Source organism: Streptomyces kryoterrae (assembly GCF_054072135.1).
Genome location: NZ_CM133358.1, coordinates 7,048,942 through 7,071,420 on the forward strand (window position 1 = coordinate 7,048,942; position 22,479 = coordinate 7,071,420).

General features: G+C 70.7%; 17 protein-coding genes. 5 read left to right on the forward strand and 12 right to left on the reverse strand.

Translation table 11 applies throughout. From position 1 onward, the window contains the following. Positions 1–46 precede the first annotated feature (46 nt). The 6 genes from ACW4TU_RS31385 to ACW4TU_RS31410 all read right to left on the reverse strand — a co-directional run bounded on the left by ACW4TU_RS31385 (position 47) and on the right by ACW4TU_RS31410 (position 7,235). Positions 47–2,473, reverse strand: a complete 2,427-nt coding sequence (locus tag ACW4TU_RS31385; RefSeq protein ID WP_457418589.1) for a M4 family metallopeptidase — start codon at positions 2,471–2,473, stop codon at positions 47–49. 208 nt (positions 2,474–2,681) lie between these two features. Beyond that, on the reverse strand, positions 2,682–3,926 hold the full coding sequence (locus tag ACW4TU_RS31390; protein ID WP_457418591.1) for an MFS transporter: 1,245 nt from the start codon (positions 3,924–3,926) through the stop codon (positions 2,682–2,684). Positions 3,927–4,055: 129 nt separating this feature from the next. Beyond that, positions 4,056–4,472, reverse strand: a complete 417-nt coding sequence (locus ACW4TU_RS31395) for a Fur family transcriptional regulator (protein ID WP_457418593.1) — start codon at positions 4,470–4,472, stop codon at positions 4,056–4,058. A gap of 59 nt (positions 4,473–4,531) precedes the next feature. Then, positions 4,532–5,434: a metal ABC transporter permease gene (locus tag ACW4TU_RS31400; RefSeq protein WP_457418595.1), complete on the reverse strand. Its 903-nt coding sequence runs from the start codon at positions 5,432–5,434 to the stop codon at positions 4,532–4,534. Next, positions 5,434–6,201 carry a metal ABC transporter ATP-binding protein gene (locus ACW4TU_RS31405; protein WP_457418597.1) on the reverse strand — a complete coding sequence of 256 codons (768 nt, stop codon included), beginning with the start codon at positions 6,199–6,201 and terminating at the stop codon, positions 5,434–5,436. The genes ACW4TU_RS31400 and ACW4TU_RS31405 overlap by 1 nt, the downstream gene beginning before the upstream one ends. A gap of 56 nt (positions 6,202–6,257) precedes the next feature. Beyond that, positions 6,258–7,235 carry a metal ABC transporter solute-binding protein, Zn/Mn family gene (locus tag ACW4TU_RS31410; protein WP_457418599.1) on the reverse strand — a complete coding sequence of 326 codons (978 nt, stop codon included), beginning with the start codon at positions 7,233–7,235 and terminating at the stop codon, positions 6,258–6,260. A 243-nt stretch (positions 7,236–7,478) separates the two neighbouring features. Here ACW4TU_RS31410 and ACW4TU_RS31415 point away from each other — a divergent pair, with 243 nt between their 5' ends. Then, a complete protein-coding gene (locus tag ACW4TU_RS31415; RefSeq protein WP_457418601.1) occupies positions 7,479–8,861 on the forward strand; it encodes a glycine--tRNA ligase in 1,383 nt (460 codons plus the stop codon). 130 nt (positions 8,862–8,991) lie between these two features. Here ACW4TU_RS31415 and ACW4TU_RS31420 read toward each other — a convergent pair whose 3' ends face one another. The 3 genes from ACW4TU_RS31420 to ACW4TU_RS31430 form a co-directional block, all read right to left on the reverse strand. Then, the gene (locus tag ACW4TU_RS31420) at positions 8,992–9,198 is read right to left on the reverse strand and encodes a hypothetical protein (protein WP_457418603.1); all 207 of its coding nucleotides are present in this window, start codon (positions 9,196–9,198) and stop codon (positions 8,992–8,994) included. A 107-nt stretch (positions 9,199–9,305) separates the two neighbouring features. Next, positions 9,306–10,040 carry a response regulator gene (locus ACW4TU_RS31425; RefSeq protein WP_457418605.1) on the reverse strand — a complete coding sequence of 245 codons (735 nt, stop codon included), beginning with the start codon at positions 10,038–10,040 and terminating at the stop codon, positions 9,306–9,308. Continuing rightward, on the reverse strand, positions 10,025–11,419 hold the full coding sequence (locus tag ACW4TU_RS31430; protein ID WP_457418607.1) for a sensor histidine kinase: 1,395 nt from the start codon (positions 11,417–11,419) through the stop codon (positions 10,025–10,027). The genes ACW4TU_RS31425 and ACW4TU_RS31430 overlap by 16 nt, the downstream gene beginning before the upstream one ends. 224 nt (positions 11,420–11,643) lie before the next feature. On the opposite strand from ACW4TU_RS31430, the gene ACW4TU_RS31435 reads away from it, so the two are divergent. Further along, a complete protein-coding gene (locus ACW4TU_RS31435) occupies positions 11,644–12,336 on the forward strand; it encodes an ABC transporter ATP-binding protein (protein WP_457418609.1) in 693 nt (230 codons plus the stop codon). A 17-nt stretch (positions 12,337–12,353) separates the two neighbouring features. Continuing rightward, positions 12,354–14,717, forward strand: a complete 2,364-nt coding sequence (locus ACW4TU_RS31440) for an ABC transporter permease (RefSeq protein ID WP_457430421.1) — start codon at positions 12,354–12,356, stop codon at positions 14,715–14,717. Positions 14,718–14,976: 259 nt separating this feature from the next. On the opposite strand, the gene ACW4TU_RS31445 is transcribed toward ACW4TU_RS31440, so the two are convergent. Continuing rightward, positions 14,977–16,410: an MFS transporter gene (locus ACW4TU_RS31445; protein WP_457418611.1), complete on the reverse strand. Its 1,434-nt coding sequence runs from the start codon at positions 16,408–16,410 to the stop codon at positions 14,977–14,979. A 114-nt stretch (positions 16,411–16,524) separates the two neighbouring features. Between ACW4TU_RS31445 and ACW4TU_RS31450 the strand changes: the two genes are divergently transcribed. Further along, the gene (locus tag ACW4TU_RS31450) at positions 16,525–17,469 is read left to right on the forward strand and encodes a helix-turn-helix transcriptional regulator (RefSeq protein ID WP_457418613.1); all 945 of its coding nucleotides are present in this window, start codon (positions 16,525–16,527) and stop codon (positions 17,467–17,469) included. Positions 17,470–17,725: 256 nt separating this feature from the next. Here ACW4TU_RS31450 and ACW4TU_RS31455 read toward each other — a convergent pair whose 3' ends face one another. Continuing rightward, positions 17,726–19,219, reverse strand: a complete 1,494-nt coding sequence (locus ACW4TU_RS31455; RefSeq protein ID WP_457418615.1) for an MFS transporter — start codon at positions 19,217–19,219, stop codon at positions 17,726–17,728. Positions 19,220–19,284: 65 nt separating this feature from the next. On the opposite strand from ACW4TU_RS31455, the gene dusB reads away from it, so the two are divergent. After that, positions 19,285–20,439, forward strand: a complete 1,155-nt coding sequence (gene dusB / locus ACW4TU_RS31460; protein WP_457418617.1) for a tRNA dihydrouridine synthase DusB — start codon at positions 19,285–19,287, stop codon at positions 20,437–20,439. A 39-nt stretch (positions 20,440–20,478) separates the two neighbouring features. Here dusB and ACW4TU_RS31465 read toward each other — a convergent pair whose 3' ends face one another. Next, positions 20,479–22,440, reverse strand: a complete 1,962-nt coding sequence (locus ACW4TU_RS31465; RefSeq protein ID WP_457418619.1) for an alkaline phosphatase family protein — start codon at positions 22,438–22,440, stop codon at positions 20,479–20,481. Positions 22,441–22,479: the final 39 nt, after the last annotated feature.

Here is a 22,479-nt window from a genome sequence, read left to right on the forward strand (position 1 = left end):
CGGGGGCCGCTGTCGTACCCGTGGGGGGTTGGTCAGTGGGCGTTGGTCAGCTGGTCGTGACCGCCGTGTCGTCGATCACGAAGCTCGTCTGGAGCGACGAGTCCTCGACGCCCGTGAACTTGAGCGAGACCGTCGTGCCGGCGTAGGCCGACAGGCTCAGCGACTTCGCGACGTAGCCGCTGGCCGCGTTCAGGTTGGAGTAGGTGGCCAGGGTGGTCGAACCGGCGGTGACCGTCAGCTTGTCGTACTGCGAGCTGGTGGTGGTCTCGGCCGTGTCGATGTGGAGGTAGAACGTGAACGTCGTGCCCGTGCAGCCGCTCGGGATCGTCACCGACTGGGAGAGCGTGTCGGTGTGGGTCGAGCCGTAGCCGTCCAGCCAGGCCTTGTAGGAGCCGGTGCGGGCCGCCTGGCTGCTGGAGGTGGTGATGACACCGCTGGACGCCGTCCAGGTGGTGTTGCCGGACTCGAAGCCCTGGTTGCCCAGCAGTTGCGCCGAGGTGCAGGAGCCGCCGCCGGACGCGCTGACCGTCCAGGTGAAGGACGCCGTACCGGTGGCGCCCGTGCTGTCGGTCACCGTGACCGTCGAGCTGTAGGAGCCCGCGGTGGTCGGGGTGCCGGATATCGTGCCCGTGGAGCTGCTGATCGACAGGCCGGTCGGCAGACCGGTCGCCGCGTAGGTCAGCGAGCCGCTGTTGGTGCTGCTGGCCGTGATCGCCAGGCTCACCGCCGTACCGACCGTGGACGACTGGCTGCCCGGGTTGGTGACCGAGACACCCGTGGTCGGCACGGTGATGTGGGCGCCGACGTTGATACCGGCGAAGGCGTTGCCGACCCCGGCGTACTGGGCGGAGCTGCTGCCGTAGAGCGCCGCTGCGGCGTTCAGCGCGGCGGTGCGGGCCTGGGCGTACGTGGTGCTGGACGTCATGTACGTCGTCAGCGCCTTGTACCAGATCTGCAGCGCGGCGGCCCGGCCGATGCCCGCGACGGCGACACCGTCGGACGTCGAGCTGTTGTACGTGACGCCGTTGATGGTCTTGGAGCCGCTGCCCTCCGACAGCAGGTAGAACATGTGGTTCGCCGGACCCGAGGAGTAGTGCACGTCCAGGTTGCCGACGCCCGAGTACCAACTGTCCGCCGAGCCGCCGTCCTTGCTCGGCTTGTCCATGTAACGCAGCGGCGTGCCGTCGCCGTTGATGTCGATCTTCTCGCCGATGAGGTAGTCACCGACGTCGGTGGAGTTGGCCGCGTAGAACTCGACACCGGTGCCGAAGATGTCGGAGGTCGCCTCGTTCAACCCGCCTGATTCACCGGTGTAGTTGAGGCCCGCGGTGTTGGAGGTGACACCGTGCGTCATCTCGTGCCCGGCCACGTCCAGCGAGGTCAGCGCGTGCGTGCTGCTCGTGCCGTCGCCGTACGTCATGCAGAAGCAGGAGTCGTCCCAGAACGCGTTCACGTACGCCGTGCTGTAGTGCACGCGCGAGTAGGCGGCCACACCGTCGTTCTTGATGCCGCTGCGCCCGAACGTGTTCTTGTAGAAGTCCCAGGTCGTCTGCGCGCCGTAGTGGGCGTCGACGCCGGCGGTCTGGGTGTTGGACCCGGACCCGGTGCCCCAGGTGTCGTCGGCGTCGGTCATCAGGGTGCCGGTGCCCGACGTGCCGTTGCTCAGGCTGTACGTCTTGTGGGTGCCGCGTGTCGTGTCGTTCAGCTGGTACGTCGAACCGGACAGCGTGGTCCCGATGGTGACCGTGCCGCTGTACTGGCTGTTGCCGGTACCGGTCTTGATCGCCTGGAACTGGTACAGCTTCGCGCCGGTCCGGGCGTCCGTGATGACGTGCAGCTGGCTCGGCGTACCGTCGTCCTGGAGACCGCCGATCACCGTCTCCCAGGCCAGCTTCGGCGTACCGTTGCCGGCCCAGATCACCTTGCGGGCGCTGTCGGTGGTGGCCTTCTCCGCGTCCAGCGCCTTGGCCGCGCCGAGCGCCTTCGTCTCGGCGGCCGACTTGGCGAACGTGGGGGTCGTGGACGCGACCGAGATGGTCCGCCGCGAGTTGAACGTGCTGCTCACCGTGCCCGAGGCCTTGGAGGCGGGCGGGGTGTGCACGACGAGGTCGCCGCCGAGGACCGGCAGACCGGCGTAGGTGCGCTCGTAGCGGGTGTGCAGGGTGCCGTCGGCGTCCTTGCTGACGTCCTTGACGACCAGCTTCTCCTTGGCGCCGAGACCCAGGGTGCCGGCGGTCTGCGTCGTCCGCTGCGTCGCGGTCCTGATCAGCGCCGCGCGCTGGGCCGGGGTGAGCTTCGCCTGGAGGGCGCCGGCGCGCAGGGGGCTGGGGGCCGGGGCCGCGGGCTTGGCGGCGGCGGGGACCGTCTGTACACCGACGGCCAGGAGAGTGGCGGTGGCGAGCAGGGCGCCGGCCGCGGTGGCCTTGTTGGTACGGCCGGATCTGTGGGGGGTGTTGCTCGACTTTCGTCTCACTCGTGACTCCTCCTGCGACGGCCGCGCCTTCCACGGCCGGAAACAGAACCGGGCGAACGGGGGTGTGCGGCCCGGGATGAGCTGAGCAGTGCCTGATGTGCTGGAGACGTGGGGGGTAACTGCCGGAAGAGTGGCAGCATTGAGGAGTGCATGTCAGCAAAAAATAAGAGGTCGAGGGTTATCCCTGTGCGCGCTTCCGGGCGCGGGGCTAGGTACGGGGCAGCAGCAGCGGAGTCGCGAGGATCAGGACTCCGGCGGCCCCGACGGCCGTCAGGGGCGTGGTGAGCGCCGCCAGCAGCCCCCACAGCGCGGTCAGCGCGGCGACGGTCAGCTTGCTGGACACCGACCAGGCGGAGAGGGTGCGGGCGACCCGGTCCACCGGGGTGTGCTGGAGCCGGTAGGTGGCGTACACCGGGTTGAACACGCCCATGCTGGTGATCAGCCCGAGCTGCACGACCATCACGAGGACGAGCCCTGTCGTGCCACCGTGCAGGAACACCATCCCGACCGGCCAGCACACCCGCAGCGTCCCGAAGGTGAGCATGATCCGGCGCTGCCCGTACCGCGCCACGAGCGGCCGGGACAGACGCGAACCGACGAGGCCGCCGGCGCAGGGCACGGCGAAGGCGAGGGCGTACTGCCAGGGCGCGAAGCCGAAACGGCCGAGCATGAGGACGGCGACCAGTGGAGCCGTCGCCATGATCAGCCCGCTGACCAGCACGGTGTTGAGGAACAGGGGCCGCAGTACCGGATCGGCCAGGATGAACCGCCACCCGCCGACCAGGTCACCGGCGCGTACCCGAACGCGCTGCCCGGATACCTGCTGTCCCCGTTCGGGAAGAGCCTCCGGCCGGCCGCCGATCGCGCGGATACCGGCCGCCGACAGCAGAAAGCTCACCGCGTTGGCGACGACGGTGGTCACCGGCCCGAGCAGCGCGATGGCGGCCCCGCCCAGCGGCGGCCCGAGCACGCTGGCCGTCCACATCGTGGACTCGAACCGACCGTTGGCGACGAGGAGTTGGGAGGGCGGGAGCAGTTGCTTGAGATAGGACCCGCTGGCGGCGGTGAAGGTGATGTCGGCAGCGGCGACCACGATCGCCACCACCACGAGCTGCCCGAAGGAGAGCGCGCCGAGCGCGTACGCGGCGGGGATGCTGAGCAGTGCCCCGCACCGCACGAGATCCATCGCGACCATCACCGGCCGCTTGCGCCGGAACTCCACCCAGGGCCCGAGCGGCACCGCCACCACCGCCCCGACGGCCAGCCCGGCCGCCGCCAGCAACGACACCTGGGCGGGCCCCACATGCAGCACGAGAACCGCGATCAACGGAAACGAGTCGAACGCCAGCCAGGTCCCGGCCAGACTGGCCGCATAGGCACCCCACAACCACCGAAACGGCACCCCGAGCGAGGCACCGCTCAGCTGACTGTCCTGTTCCCTGACATCGCCCACCGCGAGAAGGTATCGGACGGGACGGGTTCTAGGGGCGCGGTGCTGTATCGATGTGCGGCTCCGCCGCGTGGGCGCGACCAGCCACAACGAACCCGCAGCCGACAACGCACCGAACGAAACCGAACCTACTTACCGCCCAACCGCAGAGCACTCCGCACAGGTACCGAAGATCTCCACCGTATGAGCCACGTTCACGAACCCGTGCTCCGCGGCGATCGCCTCCGCCCACGTCTCCACCGCGGGCCCCTCGACCTCCACCGCCTTGCCGCACACCCGGCAGACGAGGTGATGGTGATGGTCGCCGGTGGAACAGCGCCGGTAGACCGACTCCCCGTCGGACGTCCGCAGGACATCCACCTCACCGGCGTCCGCCAGGGACTGGAGCGTGCGGTAGACGGTCGTCAGCCCCACCGAGTCGCCCTTGTGCTTGAGCATGTCGTGGAGGTCCTGGGCACTGCGGAACTCGTCGACCTCGTCCAGCGCCGCCGCCACAGCGGCACGCTGGCGGGTGGATCGTCCCTTAACGGGCGGGCCGGCCGTCGTCACCGTTGGTCTCCTCACGTCTGCGCTTGCCGGGCCATTGTGCCAGCCCGGACTGTGCGCGGTCAGACGCCCGCCTTGCCGGCGGCTTCCCGGCTGGCCGGAATCACACACTCCGCCGGATCCCCGGCCGTCTGCCCGGCCGCCGCCGCACGGGCCCGGCGGCGGGCCACCGGTGTCGCCAGCGCGGTGAGCGCGATGAACGCGCCGATGGTCAGCAGCACGATCGTCGCACCGGGCGGAACATCCTGGTAGTACGAGGTCACCGTCCCGCCGATCGTCACGGACACACCGATCGCCACCGCGATGGCGAACGTCGCCGCGAAGCTCCGGCTGAGCTGCTGGGCGGCGGCGACAGGCACCACCATCAGGGCGCTGACCAGCAGCAACCCCACCACCCGCATCGCGACCGTCACCGTGATCGCCGCCGTGATCGCCGTGAGGAGGTTCAGGGCCCGGACCGGCAGGCCCGTCACCCGGGCGAACTCCTCGTCCTGGCTGACCGCGAAGAGCTGCCGGCGCAGACCGATGGTGACCAGCACCACGAAGGCCGCGAGCACACAGATCGCCGTCACGTCGGATTCGCTGACCGTCGACAGCGACCCGAACAGATACGAGGTCAGGTTGGCGTTGGAGCCCGTCGGCGCGAGGTTGATGAACATCACGCCGCCGGCCATACCGCCGTAGAACAGCATGGCGAGGGCGATGTCGCCGCGCGTCTTCCCGTACCAGCGGATGAGTTCCATCGCCACCGCGCCGACGACGGAGACGCCCGTCGCCATCCACACCGGTGAGGTGTTCAGCAGGAAGCCGAGGCCGACGCCGGTCATCGCGACATGGCCGATTCCGTCGCCCATCAGCGCCTGGCGGCGCTGGACCAGGTAGATGCCGATCGCGGGGGCCGTGATGCCGACGAGCACGGCGGCCAGCAGGGCCCGCTGCATGAAGGGGTAGTCGAGGAATTCCATCAGCTCAGCAGTCCCGTCCGGATCGGTTCGGCGTCGTGAGCCGCGTGCGGGTGTACGTGGTCGTGGCCGGGCAGGGCATGCTGTCCGACCGCCTGCGGGGGCGGCCCGTCGTGCGTCACGCATCCGTCGCGCAGCACGACGGCCCGGTCGATCAGTGGCTCCAGCGGCCCGAGTTCGTGCAGCACGAGCAGCACCGTCGTACCGGCCGCGACCTGCTCCCGCAGCGTCCGGGCCAGCACCTCCTGGCTCGCCAGGTCGACGCCCGCCATCGGCTCGTCCATGATCAGCAGCTCGGGTTCGGCGGCGAGGGCGCGGGCGATCAGTACGCGCTGGTGCTGGCCGCCCGACAGCGCGTTCACCGAGTCCCTGGCGCGGTCCGCGAGGCCCACCATGCCGATGGCCCGCCGTACGGCCTCGTGGTCGGCCTTGCGCAGCATGCCGAAGCGGGCACGGGAGAGCCGGCCGGACGCGACGATCTCCGTGATCGTCGCGGGTACGCCACCCGCCGCGGTCGTCCGCTGCGGTACGTAGCCCACGCGCCGCCAGTCCGTGAAGCGGCGGCGGGGGACGCCGAACAGCTCGATCTCGCCCGCGCTGACCGGGACCTGGCCGATGACCGTGCGGATCGCGGTCGACTTGCCCGAGCCGTTGGCGCCGAGCAGCGCGACGACCTCACCGCGGTTCACGGTGAGGTCGATGCCCCGCAGGACCGGGCGCGAGCCCAGTTCGGCGCGTACACCGCGCAGCGAAATGACGGGCTCGCCCATGCCTGCATCCTCCGTAACGATCATCAACTACCGCTCGTCCACAGCTCGTTCACCGCTCATTTGGCGCCCAGGGCCGTCCGTAGCGCCTTGAGGTTGGCCCGCATGACCGCGATGTAGTCGTCGCCCCGGGACTTCTCGGTGATGCCCTCGAGCGGATCCAGGACGTCCGTCGTGAGGTTCGCGTCCTCGGCGAGGGTCTTCGCGGTCTTGTCGGAGACCAGTGTCTCGTAGAAGACGGTGGTCACTCCGTCCGCCTTCGCCTCCTGCTGAAGCTCCTTCATCCGCGCGGCACTCGGCTCGCTGTCCGGGTCCACACCGGTGATGGCCTCCTGGGTCAGGCCATAGCGCTCGGCGAGGTAGCCGAAGGCCGCGTGGTTGGTGAAGAACACCTTCGTCGCGGTGTTCTTCAGGCCGTCCTCGAACGAGGTGTTGAGCGAGGTCAGCTTCGCGGTCAACGTCTCGGTGTTCTTCCTGTATTCCGCCGCGTTGGCCGGATCGGCCTTCTGGAAGGCGGCGGACACACCGCCCGCGATCTCGGCGTACTTCACCGGGTCGAGCCAGACGTGCGGGTCGAGGGCGGAGGCGTCCTCCCCGGACGCACCGGACTCGTCGGAGGGCGCTTCCTCGCCCTCGTGGCTGTGCACGGTGCTGCCGTGCTTCTCGAGGGTGGTGAGGGTCGCCGCGTCGATCTTCGCCTTCGCCCCGGACTGCGACACCGCCTCGTCGACGGCGGGCTGGAGGCCCTTGAGGTAGAGGACCGCGTCGGCCTTCTGCAGGTCCACGGTCTGCTTGGCGCTGATCTCCAGGTCGTGCGGCTCCTGGCCGGGCGCGGTCAGCGTGCTGATGGAGACATGCCTGCCGCCTATCTGCTCGGCGAGGAACTGCATCGGATAGAACGACGCCACGACGTCGAGCCTCCCGCTGATGTCCCGGTCGGCGGCGCTCGAATCCGAGGAACAGGCGGACAGGGCGCCGAGGCCGAGCGCGGTGGCCGCCGCGATCGCGGTGCCCGATATGAGTCGTCGTACGTTCATGACAGTCATTTTCAATGATTCTGGAAACGATTGTCAACAAGCGGGCTTTTGGGGTGCATGGCGGGGCACGGACCGGGGGGCGGGCGGGGCGCCGGCAAGGCCCGTGGCCGGAACCGATTTGATTGGGGGGCGGGCCCCGCCGGTAACCTGAGTCATTCGCTCTGAAGCGCGCCCGCTCCACCCGTCCGGAACGCGTCCGCTTCATCGCCCGTCGTCGTAAATCGTCGTAATGAAGAGAGCACCGTGGCCGCCGACAAGATCGACACCATCGTCAGCCTGAGCAAGCGCCGTGGCTTCGTATTCCCGTGCAGTGAGATCTACGGTGGCCAGAAGGCCGCCTGGGACTACGGACCGCTGGGTGTCGAGCTCAAGGAGAACCTCAAGCGCCAGTGGTGGCGCTACATGGTGACGTCGCGCGAGGACGTCGTCGGTATCGACTCGTCCGTCATCCTCGCCTCCGAGGTCTGGGTGGCCTCCGGTCACGTCGCCACTTTCTCCGACCCGCTCACCGAGTGCACCTCCTGTCACAAGCGCTACCGCGCCGACCACCTGGAGGAGTCCTACGAGGCGAAGCACCACCGCCTCCCGGAGAACGGCCTCGCGGACATCAACTGCCCCAACTGCGGCAACAAGGGCCAGTTCACCGAGCCCAAGCAGTTCTCGGGTCTGCTGTCGACGCACCTCGGCCCGACCCAGGACTCCGGTTCGGTCGCCTACCTGCGCCCCGAGACCGCCCAGGGCATCTTCACCAACTTCTCCCAGGTGCAGACCACTTCGCGGCGCAAGCCGCCGTTCGGCATCGCCCAGATGGGCAAGTCGTTCCGCAACGAGATCACGCCCGGCAACTTCATCTTCCGCACCCGCGAGTTCGAGCAGATGGAGATGGAGTTCTTCGTCAAGCCGGGCGAGGACGAGAAGTGGCAGGAGTACTGGATGCAGGAGCGCTGGAACTGGTACACCGGCCTCGGTCTCCGCGAGGAGAACATGCGCTGGTTCGACCACCCGGCCGAGAAGCTCTCGCACTACTCCAAGCGCACCGCCGACATCGAGTACCGCTTCCAGTTCGGCGGCAACGAGTGGGGTGAGCTGGAGGGCGTCGCCAACCGCACGGACTACGACCTCAACGCCCACTCCAAGGCCTCCGGCCAGGACCTCTCCTTCTTCGACCAGGAGGCTGGCGAGCGCTGGACGCCGTACGTCATCGAGCCCGCGGCCGGTGTCGGCCGCGCGATGCTGGCGTTCCTCCTCGACGCGTACATCGAGGACGAGGCGCCCAACGCCAAGGGCAAGATGGAGAAGCGCACGGTGCTGCGCCTCGACCCGCGCCTGGCACCGGTCAAGGTCGCGGTCCTGCCGCTGTCCCGCAACCCCGAGCTGTCCCCGAAGGCCAAGGGTCTGGCCACCGCTCTGCGCCAGAACTGGAACATCGAGTTCGACGACGCGGGCGCGATCGGCCGCCGCTACCGGCGCCAGGACGAGATCGGTACGCCGTTCTGTGTCACGGTCGACTTCGACACGCTCGACGACAACGCGGTGACGGTTCGTGAGCGGGACACGATGAAGCAGGAGCGGGTGTCGCTGGACCAGATCGAGGGGTACCTGGCGCAGCGTCTCGTCGGCTGCTAGGTCCGATGCCCTGCCGTCCTGGGGGCTGCCGCCCCCAGACCCCCGCTTCGGCCTGAACGGCCTCGTCCTCAAACGCCGGACGGGCTGAGAGTGGCCCCGGAGTCCTGTGACTCCGGGGCCACTTGACGTTCTAGCCCGCCGTCGGGTCCACCGTTGCCTGATGCTCTTCGGCGAGGTGTTCCTCCGCCTTCAGCCAGGGCAGGAACTGCACCTTCTTGCGCCAGCCGCACGTGTCACAGCTCATGAGGCGCTGCGCCCCGGTGCGCGTGACGTGGACGATGTGTTCCCGACCGTGCTGGTCCCAGCGGCTCACCTTGCTCGTGTTGGCCTGCAACATGACCTCTCCGCCGTCCAGGGGATGCGTGCAGGTGTGAGTGTGCAGCAAGAGCAACATCAACAGGGGTCGTCCGTGTGAAGAGTTGACAGTTGATACGACATGGGCGCTCAGGGCTCGGTTCCGGGAGCGATCAGGCCCGTCTCGTAGGCCAGTACGACCGCCTGGACCCGGTCGCGCAGCTCCAGTTTCGACAGGATGCGGCCGACGTGCGTCTTGACCGTCGTCGGGCTCAGGAACAGCCGTTCCGCCAGTTCGGCGTTGCTCAGGCCCGTCGCCATCAGGCGCAGGACCTCCAGTTCACGGGGTGTCAGACCCGACAGGTCGGCGTGCCGGGCCGGGGCCTTCGGGGGTTCCTGGCGGTGGGCGAAGCGTTCGATCAGGCGGCGGGTGATCGCGGGGGCGAGCAGGGCGTCGCCGGCCTGGACCAGGCGTACGGAGGCGACCAGATGCTCGGGGGTGACGTCCTTCAGGAGGAAGCCGCAGGCTCCGGCGGTGAGGGCGGCGTAGACGTAGTGGTCGAGGTCGTAGGTGGTGAGGATGACGACGCGCGTTCGCCCGGCCTCCGGGGCGTCGTCGGCGAGGATCCGCCGCGTGGCCTCGATACCGTCCATGCCCGGCATCCGGATGTCCATGAGCACCACATCGGGCCGGGTCCGGCGCACGGCGGCCACCGCCTCGGCCCCGTCGGCCGCCTCGGCGGTCACCTCGATGCCGTCGGCGGCCAGGATCATCCCGAAGCCCGTACGGACCAGCGCCTGGTCGTCGGCGATGACGGCACGCAGCGGTGAGTGGGGCGGGTGCTGGGGGTGCTGTGGACCGGGTCGGTTCACGGGGTCCGCCACGGGACGCTGGCCGTGACGCGGTAGCCGCCGGCGAGGGTCGGGCCGGCGGTCAGCTCGCCGCCGTAGACCGCAAGCCGTTCCCGCAGCCCGATCAGACCGCGGCCGTTGCCGGTTTCCGTGGCTCCCGTGGTTCCGGTGGTCCCGCTCGTGTTGCCGACCTCGATCTGGAGGCAGCCGTCGGTCCAGCCGATCAGGACGGAGGCCTCGGCGCCGGGCGCGTGCCTGATCGTGTTGGTCAGCGCCTCCTGCACCACGCGGTACGCCGTCAGGTCCACCCCGGACGGCAAGGGGTCGGGCGGCAGCGACACCGCGACGACGACCGGGGTCCCGGCGCCGCGCACCCGCTCCGTCAGGGCGCCGAGCCGGTCCAGGCCGGGCTGTGGCTCAAGGCCGTCGGCGGGAGTGTCCTGGCGGCCGCCGGTGTCCGGGGCGGCCAACAGGCCCATCACATGCCGGAGTTCGGCCATCGCGGCCCGGCCCCCGGCCTCGACGGCGAGCAGCGCCTCCTTCGACCGCTCGGGCGCCGTGTCCATCACCTTGCGTGCCGCGCCGGCCTGGATCACCATCACGCTCACATTGTGGGTCACCACGTCGTGCAGCTCGGCGGCGATCCGCGCGCGTTCCTCCGCCACGGCCCGCCGCATGGCCTCCTCCTGGGCCTGCTCCAACCGCGTGAACCGGTCCCGGCCGGCCGCGAGGCGCCGCCGCCAGAAGCGGACCAGGCCGGCCAGCACCCCGGCGATCAGCAGCACGACCCCGGGGCTCGACCAGCCGGGGAGCAGGGGCTCCGCCCGCTGGAACGCGAGGCCGGCCAGGACGGCGCCGACGACCATCGCGGCGATGGCCCCCACCCGGTATCGGCTGTGCATGACGGCGCTGTAGGCGCCGATGACACAGGTCAGCACGGTGATCCAGGAGGCTTCGTCGCCGATGGCCACAGCTGCGCCCAGCACCACCCCGAACACCGCCAGCGGATACCGGCGCCTGGCCAGCAGCGGCAGCGCCGACAGGACGACCAGGGGCCAGGGCGCGAGGGGGGCCTCGCCCTCCATGAACCCTGGACGGGGTACGGGCGGGGCGGGTGGCGGGCTCGGCAGCATGACCCTGGCCCCTGGCGCGCGGACGCTCACGTTGCTGCTCCCGTACTCGGTCTTCGGGAAGAAGCGCACCGGGCCGTCGCCGGGATAGGCCGCGGCGACGAGCAGCGCGACGACGGTCAGGACGACCGCCAGCGCCAGATCGACGAGTACCGCCCGCCGGGACAGCGGAGCGGGTTTCGGCTCCGGCCGCAGCGCGTCCCGCAGTTGCTGACGCCAGTGCCATGAGCGCCGATGCCGGTCCTCCGCCCGCGTAGGCGTTTCCCTCGGCGTCGTCTCCATCGGCACATTGTGCGGCCGGTCGCCCCGCCCCGCGCCCCTCCGCGCCGAACAGCCCAACAAGCCGTTCCTCAGGCCTACTTCGCAGGGATGACCCCACGGCCGGGTCCTCCGCGGGGAGGGCCGGACGTCGGTGCCGCGGCCGACGCGCCGAGACGGCGCCCGCCCCTACGTTCACAGAGTCCGACGACTTTCCGCTCGAACCAACCGTAGGGACAGGCGAGTTCATGACTCAGGTGATCCAACTGGAGGACGTGGCCAAGCGCTACGACAGCGCCGGCAGGCCCGCGCTCGGGCCCCTCACGCTCACCGTCGAAGAGGGCGAGGCGCTCGCCGTGACCGGCCCCTCCGGCAGCGGAAAGTCCACCCTGCTGAACCTCGTCGCGGGCCTGGACCGGGCGACCGAGGGCACCGTGTCCGTGGCCGGCCGGCAGCTCGACGCTCTGACCGAGCACGCGTTGGCCCGGTTCCGTCGTGAACAGATCGGCATGGTCTTCCAGTTCTTCAACCTGCTCGACGATCTCACCGTCACCGACAACATCCAGCTCCCCGCCCAACTGACCGGCACCGCCCGGCGCGAGACGGCCGCCCGCGCCGGGGAACTCATGGAGGTGCTCGGCATCCAGAAGCACGCCCGCGCCTATCCGGGCCGGCTCTCCGGCGGCGAACGCCAGCGGGTCGCGGTAGCCAGGGCCCTGGTCAACCGCCCCGCCCTGCTGCTCGCCGACGAGCCGACCGGCGCCCTCGACACCGCCTCGGGCGAGGACGTACGGGAGTTGCTGGTCGAGCTGCACCGAGGCGGGCAGACCATCGTGCTGGTCACGCACGACCTGGCACTCGCCGAGGCGTGCGCGAGCCGGACGATCCAGCTCGTCGACGGCCACCTCGCCCTCGACACCCGGGCGGGGGCGGCCCGTTGAACGGCTTCGGGTTCGGCATGGGAGGTGCGCTCGGCCGCGTCGTACGGTCCGGGGTGGGGCGGCGCCGGGTACAGACCGTGGTGATCGCCGTCGCCACGATGATGGCCGTGGCCTCCGCGGTGGTCGCCGGGTCGCTGATCGTCGCCTCGAACGCGCCCTTCGACCACGCCTTCGCGCAGCAGAACGGCGCGCATTTGACCGTCCAGTTCGATCCGGGCAGAGCGAGTACGGCGCAACTCGCGGCCACGGGGGAGGAGACAGGCGTCACCGCGAGCGCGGGACCGTACCCCGCCACGACCATCAAGCCGGTGGACTCCAACGGCGGCCACCTGCCGACGCTGACGCTCGTCGGACGGTCCGGTCCGCAGGCCGACGTGGACGATCTGGACCTCAAGTCCGGCCGGTGGGCGGCGAAGCCGGGCGAGATCGTGCTGAACTCGTCGTTTTCCGGTCCCGACCTCGGGCTCGGCTCCACACTTCAGGCCTCGGACGCCGTCGGCAGCCCCACCCTGACGATCGTCGGCTTCGCCCTGTCGGTCAGCAGGACCGCCGACGTCTGGGCGACTCCCGCCCAGGCCAGGGCGCTGGCGTCGAAGGAGACCCCGCTCACGAGCCAGATGCTGTACCGCTTCGACTCGGCAGGCACGGAGAAACAGCTCACCGCCGACCGCGGACAGCTCGCCGCGGCCGTGCCGTCCGGCGCGCTGCTGGGCAGCCAGTCCTATCTGGAGACCAAGCGCGACGCCGACCAGGGCGCGGCGCCGACGATCCCCTTCCTCGTCGCCTTCGGCGTCCTCGGCATCGTGATGTCGGTGATCATCGTCGGCAGTGTGACCAGCGGCGCGGTCGGCTCCAGCCTGCGCAGGATCGGCATCCTCAAGGCCATCGGCTTCACCCCGCGCGAGGTCGTACGCGCCTATGTGGCCCAGGCGTTGATCCCGGCCGCCGTCGGCATCGGGCTCGGTGTCGTCCTCGGCAACCTGTTGGCCGTACCCCTCCTCGACGACACCGAGCAGGCGTACGGCACCGCCACGCTGGGCGTGACGTGGTGGGTGGACGTCGTGGTGCCGGCCGCCGCGCTGCTGGTCGTCGGGCTCGCCGCGCTGGTGCCCGCGCTGCGCGCCGGGCGGCTGAGCACGGTCGAGGCCATCGCTGTGGGCCGGGCCCCGCGCCCGGGACGCGGCCAGTGGGCGCACCGGGTGGCGGGACGGCTGCCGCTGCCCAGAGCGGTGACGTACGGCCTGGCGAGCCCTTTCGCGCACCCGGTCCGCACGGTCGCGATGCTGCTCGCGGTGGCCTTCGGTACCGTCGCGGCGACCTTCGCGGTGGGGCTGACCGCGTCCCTGACGGCGGTCGGTGCGGCGGCCGATCCCGAGGAGAGCGCCGCGGTCACCGTGTTCGGCGGCGGCGGACCGGGGGCCGCTCCCGGCGGACCCCGGCAGGAAGTGGGCAGGTCCGAGGCCCCGGCCGCTGATCCGGCACGTATCCGCGCCGCGGTCGAGGCACAGGAAGGCACCGCCTCGTACTACGCCATGACCCGGAACGACGCCACCGTGGCAGGGATCACCGGCTCGGTACCGGTCAGCCTCTACCAGGGGGACTCCCGCGCCGGCAGCTACGAGATGATCTCCGGGCACTGGCTCGCCGGGGCCGGTCAGGCCGTGGTGGGCTCGGGTTTCCTGGAACGGACCGGCACGAAGCTCGGTGACACGGTGCGGATGACCTACGAGGGGGCCACCCGGGCCCTGCGGATCGTCGGCGAGGCCTTCGACACGTCGGACGGCGGCCTGCAGATCCACGGGAACATCGCCGACTTCCCCACGGCCCAGCCCCGGACGTTCCTCGTCGAGGTGAAGCCGGGAGTCTCTCCCGTCGAGTACGCCGCGAAGCTCGCCGCCGTGGTGCAGCCGCTGGGCGGCGCCGCCATGGCCAACGCCCCTTCGGCGAACGACAACTTCATCATCATCCTGGAGTCGATGGCGGCACTCCTCACCCTCATGCTGGTCTCCGTGGCCGGCCTCGGCGTCCTCAACTCCGTCGTCCTGGACACCCGGGAGCGGGTCCACGACCTCGGCGTCTGCAAGGCGCTCGGCATGTCACCACGCCAGACGGTGAGCCTCGTCCTCGCCTCGGTGGCCGGGATCGGCGTGCTCGGCGGTCTGATCGGCGTACCCGCCGGCTTCGCCCTCCACGGCTTCGTCCTACCGGTGATGGGCCATGCGGCGGGCACCGAGCTACCACCGTCGGTCCTCGACGTGTACGACCCCTGGCAGCTACTGCTCCTGGGCCTGGCAGGCATCGCCATCGCGCTGCTGGGCGCCCTTCTCCCGGCAGGCTGGGCGGCGAAGGTGCGTACGGCGACGGCCCTGCGCACGGAGTAACGAGGACGGGGACGGGGACACGGGAGCCGCCCCGAAGGGGCGCTCCGGTGTGGGGCGCTCCGGTGTGGGGCGCTCCGGTGTGGGGCGCTCCGGTGTGGGGCGCTCCGGTGTGGGGCGCTCCGGTGTGGGGCGCTCCGGTGTGGGGCGCGGGGAACTGCGCGACAAGTCACAGCGCACCCGCACCCGCACCCGCACCCGCGCCCGACAGCGCAACCGTCTGCCCCGAGCCCTCGATCACACCGGGCCGGAGGCCAGAGGCTCACCCGATCTTCCGTGGCAGCCGCAGGCTGAGCAGCGTCGTCAGCGCGATGCCCCCCACCTGCACCACCAACGTCGTCACCAGGGCATCCCGCATGCCCATCCCCGGGGCCAGGGAGAGGAACAGCGTGCCCAGGGTCGCCACACCCAGCGCCAGGGCGGACTGCTGGGTGGTGACCATGACACCGCTGCCGACGCCCGCCCGGGCCGGCTCGACCTCCGAGAGGATGATCCGGAAGAGGACGGGGAGCTGGAGCGCCTGCCCCGCCCCCGCGACCGCCGCTCCCGGCAGCAGCTCGACCAGACCCAGGTCCGGCCAGGAACGCCACACCGCGACGGTGATGAGAGCCACGCCCACCCCCTGGATCAGGCCGCCGACGGTGACGACCCGGGTGCCGTACCGGGCGACCAGACGCGGCCCGGCGAGGGAGACGGCGAAGAACGTCACCGCCATCGGGGCCAGCGCCAGCCCCGCCCGCACCGGACCCAGGCCCGCGCCCCGTTGCAGAGCCACCGCGATCACGAACATGAAGCCGCTGAACCCGATCGCGAACGGCACGATCATCAGCAGACCCCGGCGCAGCGACGTGAGCGCGAAGAGGGTCGGCGGTACGAGGGGCGTGCGGCCCCTGCGGTCCGCGCCGCGCTCGATCGCGTAGAACGCCGCCGCCGCGAACGGGAACGCCGCCAGCGACAGCCAGGTCCACAGCGGCCAGCCCGCCGCCCGGCCCTCGGTGAGCGGGGCCAGCAGCGTGATCAGGGAGACCCCCAGGAGGAGCGTGCCGGGGACGTCCACCGGCTCCGGGTGCTGCGAGCGGGTCTCCGGGACCGACCGGGCGGCCAGCACCAGGCCGAGGAGCACCACCGGTACGTTCACCAGGAATACCGAGCGCCAGCCCGTGCCCGCTATGTCGGCGGCCACCAGTACGCCGCCGAGGATCTGGCCCGCAACCATCGACAGGCCCGCCGTCGCGCCGTACAAGCCCATCGCCCTCGCGCGGCGCGGGCCCGCCGTCGCCGACTGGATCGTCGCGAGCACCTGCGGCAGCATCGCGGCCGACGCCGCGCCCTGTGCGATCCGGGCCGCCACCAGGGTCCAGGCGGTCGGCGCCAGACCGCAGGCCAGCGAGGTGACGGCGAAGGCCGCCATGCCGCCCAGGAACAGCCGGCGCCGGCCGAAGAGGTCGCCGAGCCGCCCGCCGAGGACGAGCAGGACGGCGTACGAGACCCCGTACCCGGCGACCACCAGTTCGAGGACGGACTCGCTCGCCGAGAGGTCCCGGCCGATGGTGGGCAGGGCGACGTTGACGATGAAGAAGTCGATGAGGGGGAGCGCCGCGCCGAGGAGCACGGTGAACAGCCCGAGCCCGCCGAGTACGGGTGGCCCGGCCGGAGAACGGACAGCGGCGGTGGGTGAGGTGCTGGTTTCGGTCACATCGGCCAGCATCCGCCTTCGCTCGAGGGTGGTACCAGAGTGTCTTTATCCTGGTAGTAGGAGTACCCGGAAACAGGGTCCGGAGGGAGGGGGAGGGGAGGGAGAGTGGGAACCGTGACCACGACGAGCATCGCCGCCGCCCAGGAAACCACGGCTCGGCGGGAGCGGCCCGGCGGGCGCGGCTCGGAGATCCGGCGCCACGAGCTTGCCGTCTTCCTGCGCAGTCGCCGCGAGCGCATCACCCCCGAGCAGGTCGGTCTGCCGCGCGGCCGACGCCGCCGTACGCCGGGCCTGCGCCGTGAGGAGGTTGCCCAGCTCTCCGCGGTGGGCGTCACCTGGTACACGTGGCTCGAACAGGCGCGCGCGATCCAGGTCTCCGAACAGGTGCTCGACGCTCTGGCCCGCACCCTCCTCCTCGACGCGAGTGAGCGCGCCCACCTCTTCCAGCTGGCCGGAGCCGTCGACCCCACCCCCGCCGCGAGCTGCCCGACGATCACCCCCGCCCTGCGTGAACTCCTGCGCGCCCTCGACCCCATCCCGGCCTGCATCCAGAACAGCCGGTACGACATCCAGGCGTACAACCGCACGTACAGCCGGCTCATGGGCGACCTGGACGCCGTACCGCCCGAGGACCGCAACCTCATGCTGCTCGTGTACACGAGCGAGGAGTGGCGATCGTCGGTCGTCCTGCTCGAAGAGACGATGCGAGTGATGGCGGCCAAGCTCCGCGTCCAGCAGGCCGCCCATCTCGGTGACCCCGCCTGGAAGCTGATGCTGAAGCGGCTGCGCACCGAGTCTCCTGAGTTCTGCGCGATCTGGGAGCGGTACGAGGTGGTCAGCGCCCGTGGCAAGACCAAGCAGTTCCGCAATCCGTACGTCGGCCTGCTCACCGTCGACCACACCGACCTCTGGCTCGCCCCGGAACTGGGCACCCGCCTGGTGACGCTGGTCCCGGCGGACGAGGACACGCGTGAACGCCTGGAGAAGCTGTACGCGATGGTCCTGGCCGGGGAGCGGGAAGAGGGGCGCGGGGAGCGGGAGTTGAGAGCGGGGAGCTGAGGGAGCGGTCGGGAGGGTGTGAGGGCAGGGCTACTGAGCGCGTCCGTCACCGCGGGTGGGCGCGCTGGCCGGCCGCAGGGACGGGGCCGGGAGCAGCCCCGCAGGGGCGCTCCCGGCCAGGGGCGCGGGGCCGCTACATTTGTGGCTCCGCCGAGCGGGCGCGACCAGCCACAGCGCACCCGCACCCGTACCCGCACCCGAAAGCGAACCGCCTGCCCCGAGCTCTCCATCGCACCGGGCCGGAGGCCAACGCGACTCACCCCGCGGTGCGCGCCCCCGCAGAGCCCCGCACACCCGTATCCCCGCCCTCGCCCCCGCCTTCACGCGAAGCGCCCTCTCCGTCCGCCAGGCGGTCGGCCGCCCGCTCCGCCGTCCGCCGGGCCCAGCCGCCGGTCGTGACGGCGCCCAGGACCAGTACGGCCAGACCGCAGCCCGCGATGATCCACCAGCCGGGCCGCGCCGCGGCGGCGAACACCTCCTTGTACGGGCCCGCCCCGATGCCCGACGCCAGCACCGCGCCGATCACCGCGACGCCCAGCGTGCCGCCGGTCTGGCGGCTGGTGGAGGCGACCGCGGCGGCCACCCCGGCCTGGGAGCGGGGCATGCCCGAGACCGCCGTGTTGGTGATGGGCGCGTTGACGAAGCCGAAGCCGAGACCGAACACGAAGTACCCGATGACCAGCGTCACGTTCGACGACTCCGCGTCGAACCCGGCGAACAGGACCCCGCTCGCCGTCATCGCGACCCCTGCCATGAGGAGCGAGAACCGCGGACCCCGGCTGCCGACCAGCCGCCCCGATATCGGCGCGCACACGAAGCACATCACCGCCATCGGCAGCATCCACAGACCCGCGTCCAGCGCGGACAGCCCCCGCACGTTCTGCAGGTACAGCGTCGACAGGAACAGGAACCCGCTCAGCGCCGCGAACGCGCTGACCGCGATCACGGTCGCCCCGCTGAACGGTACCGACCGGAAGAACCGCAGGTCGATGAGGGGTTCGGTGCGCCGACGCTCGTAGTACAGCAGCCCGAGCAGCGCGGCCAGGGAGACCGTCCCGAAGGCGAGCGTGTGCGTGACCGGTGAACCCGGCGCCTCGATGATCGCGTACGTCAGCGAGCCGAGGAGCGCGATGACCAGGACCTGGCCGACCGGGTCCGGGCGGCGGGCCTTCGGCGCCCGGGACTCGGGGACGTACCGCAGGGTCAGCAGGAGCGCGGCGAGGCCCACCGGCAGGTTGATCCAGAAGATCGAGCGCCAGCCTACGGAGTCCACGAGCAGGCCGCCGATGATCGGGCCGGCGGCCATGGATATGCCGACCACCCCGCCCCACACCCCGATCGCCCGGGCCCGTTCGCGCGGGTCGGTGAAGGTGTTGGTGATGATCGACATGGCGACCGGGTTGAGCATCGAGCCGCCGATCGCCTGGATCATGCGGAACACGATGAGCCAGTCGAGGCTCGGGGCGAGCGAACAGAGCACCGAGCCGAGCGTGAACAGCACCAGCCCGGTCAGGAAGACCCGGCGGCGGCCTATCCGGTCGGCGGTCGAGCCCGCCAGCATCAGCAGCGAAGCCAGCACCAGCGTGTACGCGTCGAGCGCCCACTGCATACCGGCCACGCTCGCGCCCAGGTCCCTCTCCATGGAGGGCAGCGCGACGTTGAGGACGGTGACGTCGAGGCTCACGATCAGCAGGCTCATGCAGCAGATCGCGAGCACCAGCATGCGGCGGCGGGGACTCAGCTCGGACATGCGGTCCATAGTACGCCTAACTAACGACTTTGGCTGTACTCCGTTCGGTGCGCGAGAATGGCCCGATGTCCACGCCCGTGACCGCCCCAGCAAGCCTCCTCCGGATCGGCCCGCACACCGTGCGGCCGCCCGTCGTCCTCGCACCCATGGCCGGGATCACCAACGCGCCCTTCCGTACCCTGTGCAGGGAGTTCAGCGGCGGCAAGGGCCTGTTCGTCAGCGAGATGATCACGACCCGGGCGCTGGTCGAACGCAACGAGAAGACCATGCAGCTGATCCACTTCGACGCGACCGAGAAGCCGCGCTCGATCCAGCTGTACGGCGTCGACCCGGCGACCGTCGGCAAGGCCGTCCGCATGATCGCGGAGGAGGACCGCGCCGACCACATCGACCTCAACTTCGGGTGCCCCGTCCCGAAGGTGACAAGGAAGGGCGGCGGCTCGGCCCTCCCGTACAAGCGGCACCTGCTGCGCGCGATCCTGCGCGAGGCGGTGTCCGGCGCCGGGGACATCCCCGTCACGATGAAGATGCGCAAGGGCATCGACGACGACCACATCACCTACCTCGACGCCGGCCGGATCGCGGTGGAGGAGGGCGTGACAGCCATCGCGCTGCACGGCCGCACCGCCGCCCAGCACTACGGCGGCACGGCGGACTGGGACGCGATCGCCCGCCTCAAGGAGCACGTGCCGGAGATCCCCGTACTCGGCAACGGCGACATCTGGTCGGCCGAGGACGCGCTGCGGATGGTCCGGGAGACCGGGTGCGACGGAGTCGTGGTCGGGCGCGGGTGCCTCGGGCGGCCGTGGCTGTTCGCGGACCTGGTGGCGGCCTTCGAGGGGCGTACGGAGGCCATCGCGCGCCCGTCCCTCCGCGAGGTTGCCGACATCATGGTCCGGCACGCCACCCTGCTCGGGGAGTGGATCGGGGACGAGCCGCGCGGGGTCATCGACTTCCGCAAGCACGTCGCCTGGTACTTGAAGGGCTTCGCGGTCGGCTCCGAGATGCGCAAGCGCCTCGCGATCACCTCGTCGCTCGCCGAACTCCGTTCCGGACTCGACGAGTTGGACCTCGACCAGCCCTGGCCGCTCGGCGCCGACGGGCCCCGCGGCCGTACGTCAGGCAACAACCGGGTGGTGCTGCCGGACGGCTGGCTGAAGGACCCGTACGACTGCACGGGCGTGAGTGAGGACGCGGAACTGGACACGTCCGGGGGCTGAGTCTTTCGACTGCGGGTCCGGACAAGGGTTCCGTGCCGCTTACGGATGCGGCGTCGAGCCGTATGCCGTCAGGAACTTGTCGCGGAACGCGCTCATCTTCCAGACCGGGGCGTTGTGGGCGGGGCGCAGGCCGTCCGTCCAGTTCCAGTCGGCGATCTTGTCCAGGATCTTCGGGTCCTTGGCCACGACCGACACCGGCACGTCACGGCTGGCGTTGCTGCCGCTGACCCGGGACATGGGCTGGTGGTCGCCGAGGAAGACGAGGACGGTGTTGTCGGTGCCGTACCGGGTCAGCCAGTCGATGAGGCTGGTGACCGAGTACTGGATCGACTTGCCGTACTCCGCCTTGGCCTCGGGGCCGTTGTAGAGGACGTCCTTCGGGTCCTTGCCGGCCTTCTGGATCGCGTCGAACACCGTGCCGTCGCCGAGCTCGTCCTGCGGGACGGTCTTGGGAAGCGGCGCCCAGGGCTGGTGGCTCGACGTCAGGATGATCTCCGACATCAGCGGCTTGGCCTGCTTCCTGCCGTGCTCCAGGCGCTGGTAGGCCTCCAGCGTGTACTGGTCCGGCATGGTCGACCAGCTGAACTTCGGTCCCTTGTAACCGAGATCCTTCGCCGCGTAGTTCTTCTCCAGGCCGTAGAACTTCGCCTCCGGCCAGCTCTTCTGCACGCCCGGCATCACGCCGACCGTCCGCCAGTCGCCGGTGCGCCGGAACACCTCGGGGAGGGTGAGGCGGTCGCTGTTGACGAGGGTGCGGTAACGCTGCTGGTTGTTGATCCACAGGCCCGACAGGAACGTGGAGTGGCCGAGCCAGCTGCTGCCGCCGTACGTCGCCGAGGTCAGCCAGCCGCTCTTCGCGGCGAACCCGGCGTTCGTCAGGGCCTGGGTCTGGTCGGCGAGCGTCCGGTCGACGCCGGGCGACATGATCGGGTCCTCGATCGCGCTGCGGCCGTAGCTCTCGATGAACGTGAAGATGACGTCCTTGCCGCGCAGGTCCGGCACCAGCTGGTCACCGGGCGTCTTCGCGAACGGGTCGTTCTTCGCCAGCTCCTTGAACTCCGCCTCGTCGTGCAGGGTGTCGCTCACCCGCCGCGCGTGCACCTTGACGACCCCGGCGGTGTGGTCCGACGCGATCGGCACCCCGCCGACCGTGAGGCCGAGGGACATGCAGGTGATCCAGACGGTGCCGGCGATGAGCGCGCCCTTGGTGGCGACGGCGTTGTGGCGGGCCAGCTGATCGCTGAGCCGCACGGTCGCGAGGGCCGTCCCGACGAGCAGGAACAGCACGAGCACGATCACCCCGATGGTGGCCGCGATCGACCCCACCGCGCCGAAGGAGTCGGTGAGGTACGACTGCGCGTCGCTCAGCAGCGTCCAGTCGAGCAGCACGTTGAAGTGCCGGCCGAGGAACTCGACGAACCCCATGTCCAGCAGGTTCACCACGGTGACCGCACCGAGGAAGACACCGATGCACGCCGCCGTGATCACGCGCGGCCGGCGCGGCATCGCCAGCAGCACGACGGCTCCGACGATCGCCTCGGCCGGGAGCCGGAGGAACTCCGTGATCCGCAGGTTGCCGAAGGTGTTCGGCATCTGCAGCGCGACGAGAACGAGAAGCGCGGAGAGGGCGGTCGCCGCCCAGCCGAGGTTACGGGCGGCGATGGGGCGCCGGGTGCGCCAGTCGGCCTTGGGAGCTGTCTGCTCGGCCTCGGTGGCCTCGGTGGCCTCGGTGGCCTCGGTGGCCTCGGTGGCCTCGGTGGCCTCGGTGGCCTCGGTGGCCTCGGTGGCCTCTGCGGTGGCCTTGTCGGGCGCTTCGGCGGTCGTGTCCGGCTCGTCGGCGACCTTGCCGGGTTCTACGGCGGTCTTGGCCGGCTTCTCGGCCGCCGCCGCCGCCTCCGCCTCCGCCTCCGCCGCCGGTTCAGCCGTCGCCGTTGCCTCCGGCTCCTCAACCGCCGTATCGGCGGCATCGGTTGCTTCAGCGACCGGCTGAGCCGAAGGCACCTCGGAAGGTCCCTCGGGGGTGGCGTCCGTCGATGGGTT

Excerpts from the sequence above, each read along its gene's own strand:
- dusB (WP_457418617.1), top strand. The coding sequence starts at position 19,285 with ATGTCCACGCCCGTGACCGCCCCAGCAAGCCTCCTCCGGATCGGCCCG.
- ACW4TU_RS31420 (WP_457418603.1), bottom strand. The coding sequence starts at position 9,198 with ATGTTGCAGGCCAACACGAGCAAGGTGAGCCGCTGGGACCAGCACGGT.
- ACW4TU_RS31435 (WP_457418609.1), top strand. The coding sequence starts at position 11,644 with ATGACTCAGGTGATCCAACTGGAGGACGTGGCCAAGCGCTACGACAGC.
- ACW4TU_RS31430 (WP_457418607.1), bottom strand. The coding sequence starts at position 11,419 with ATGGAGACGACGCCGAGGGAAACGCCTACGCGGGCGGAGGACCGGCAT.
- ACW4TU_RS31405 (WP_457418597.1), bottom strand. The coding sequence starts at position 6,201 with ATGGGCGAGCCCGTCATTTCGCTGCGCGGTGTACGCGCCGAACTGGGC.
- ACW4TU_RS31440 (WP_457430421.1), top strand. The coding sequence starts at position 12,354 with ATGGGAGGTGCGCTCGGCCGCGTCGTACGGTCCGGGGTGGGGCGGCGC.
- ACW4TU_RS31410 (WP_457418599.1), bottom strand. The coding sequence starts at position 7,235 with ATGAACGTACGACGACTCATATCGGGCACCGCGATCGCGGCGGCCACC.
- ACW4TU_RS31455 (WP_457418615.1), bottom strand. The coding sequence starts at position 19,219 with ATGTCCGAGCTGAGTCCCCGCCGCCGCATGCTGGTGCTCGCGATCTGC.
- ACW4TU_RS31400 (WP_457418595.1), bottom strand. The coding sequence starts at position 5,434 with ATGGAATTCCTCGACTACCCCTTCATGCAGCGGGCCCTGCTGGCCGCC.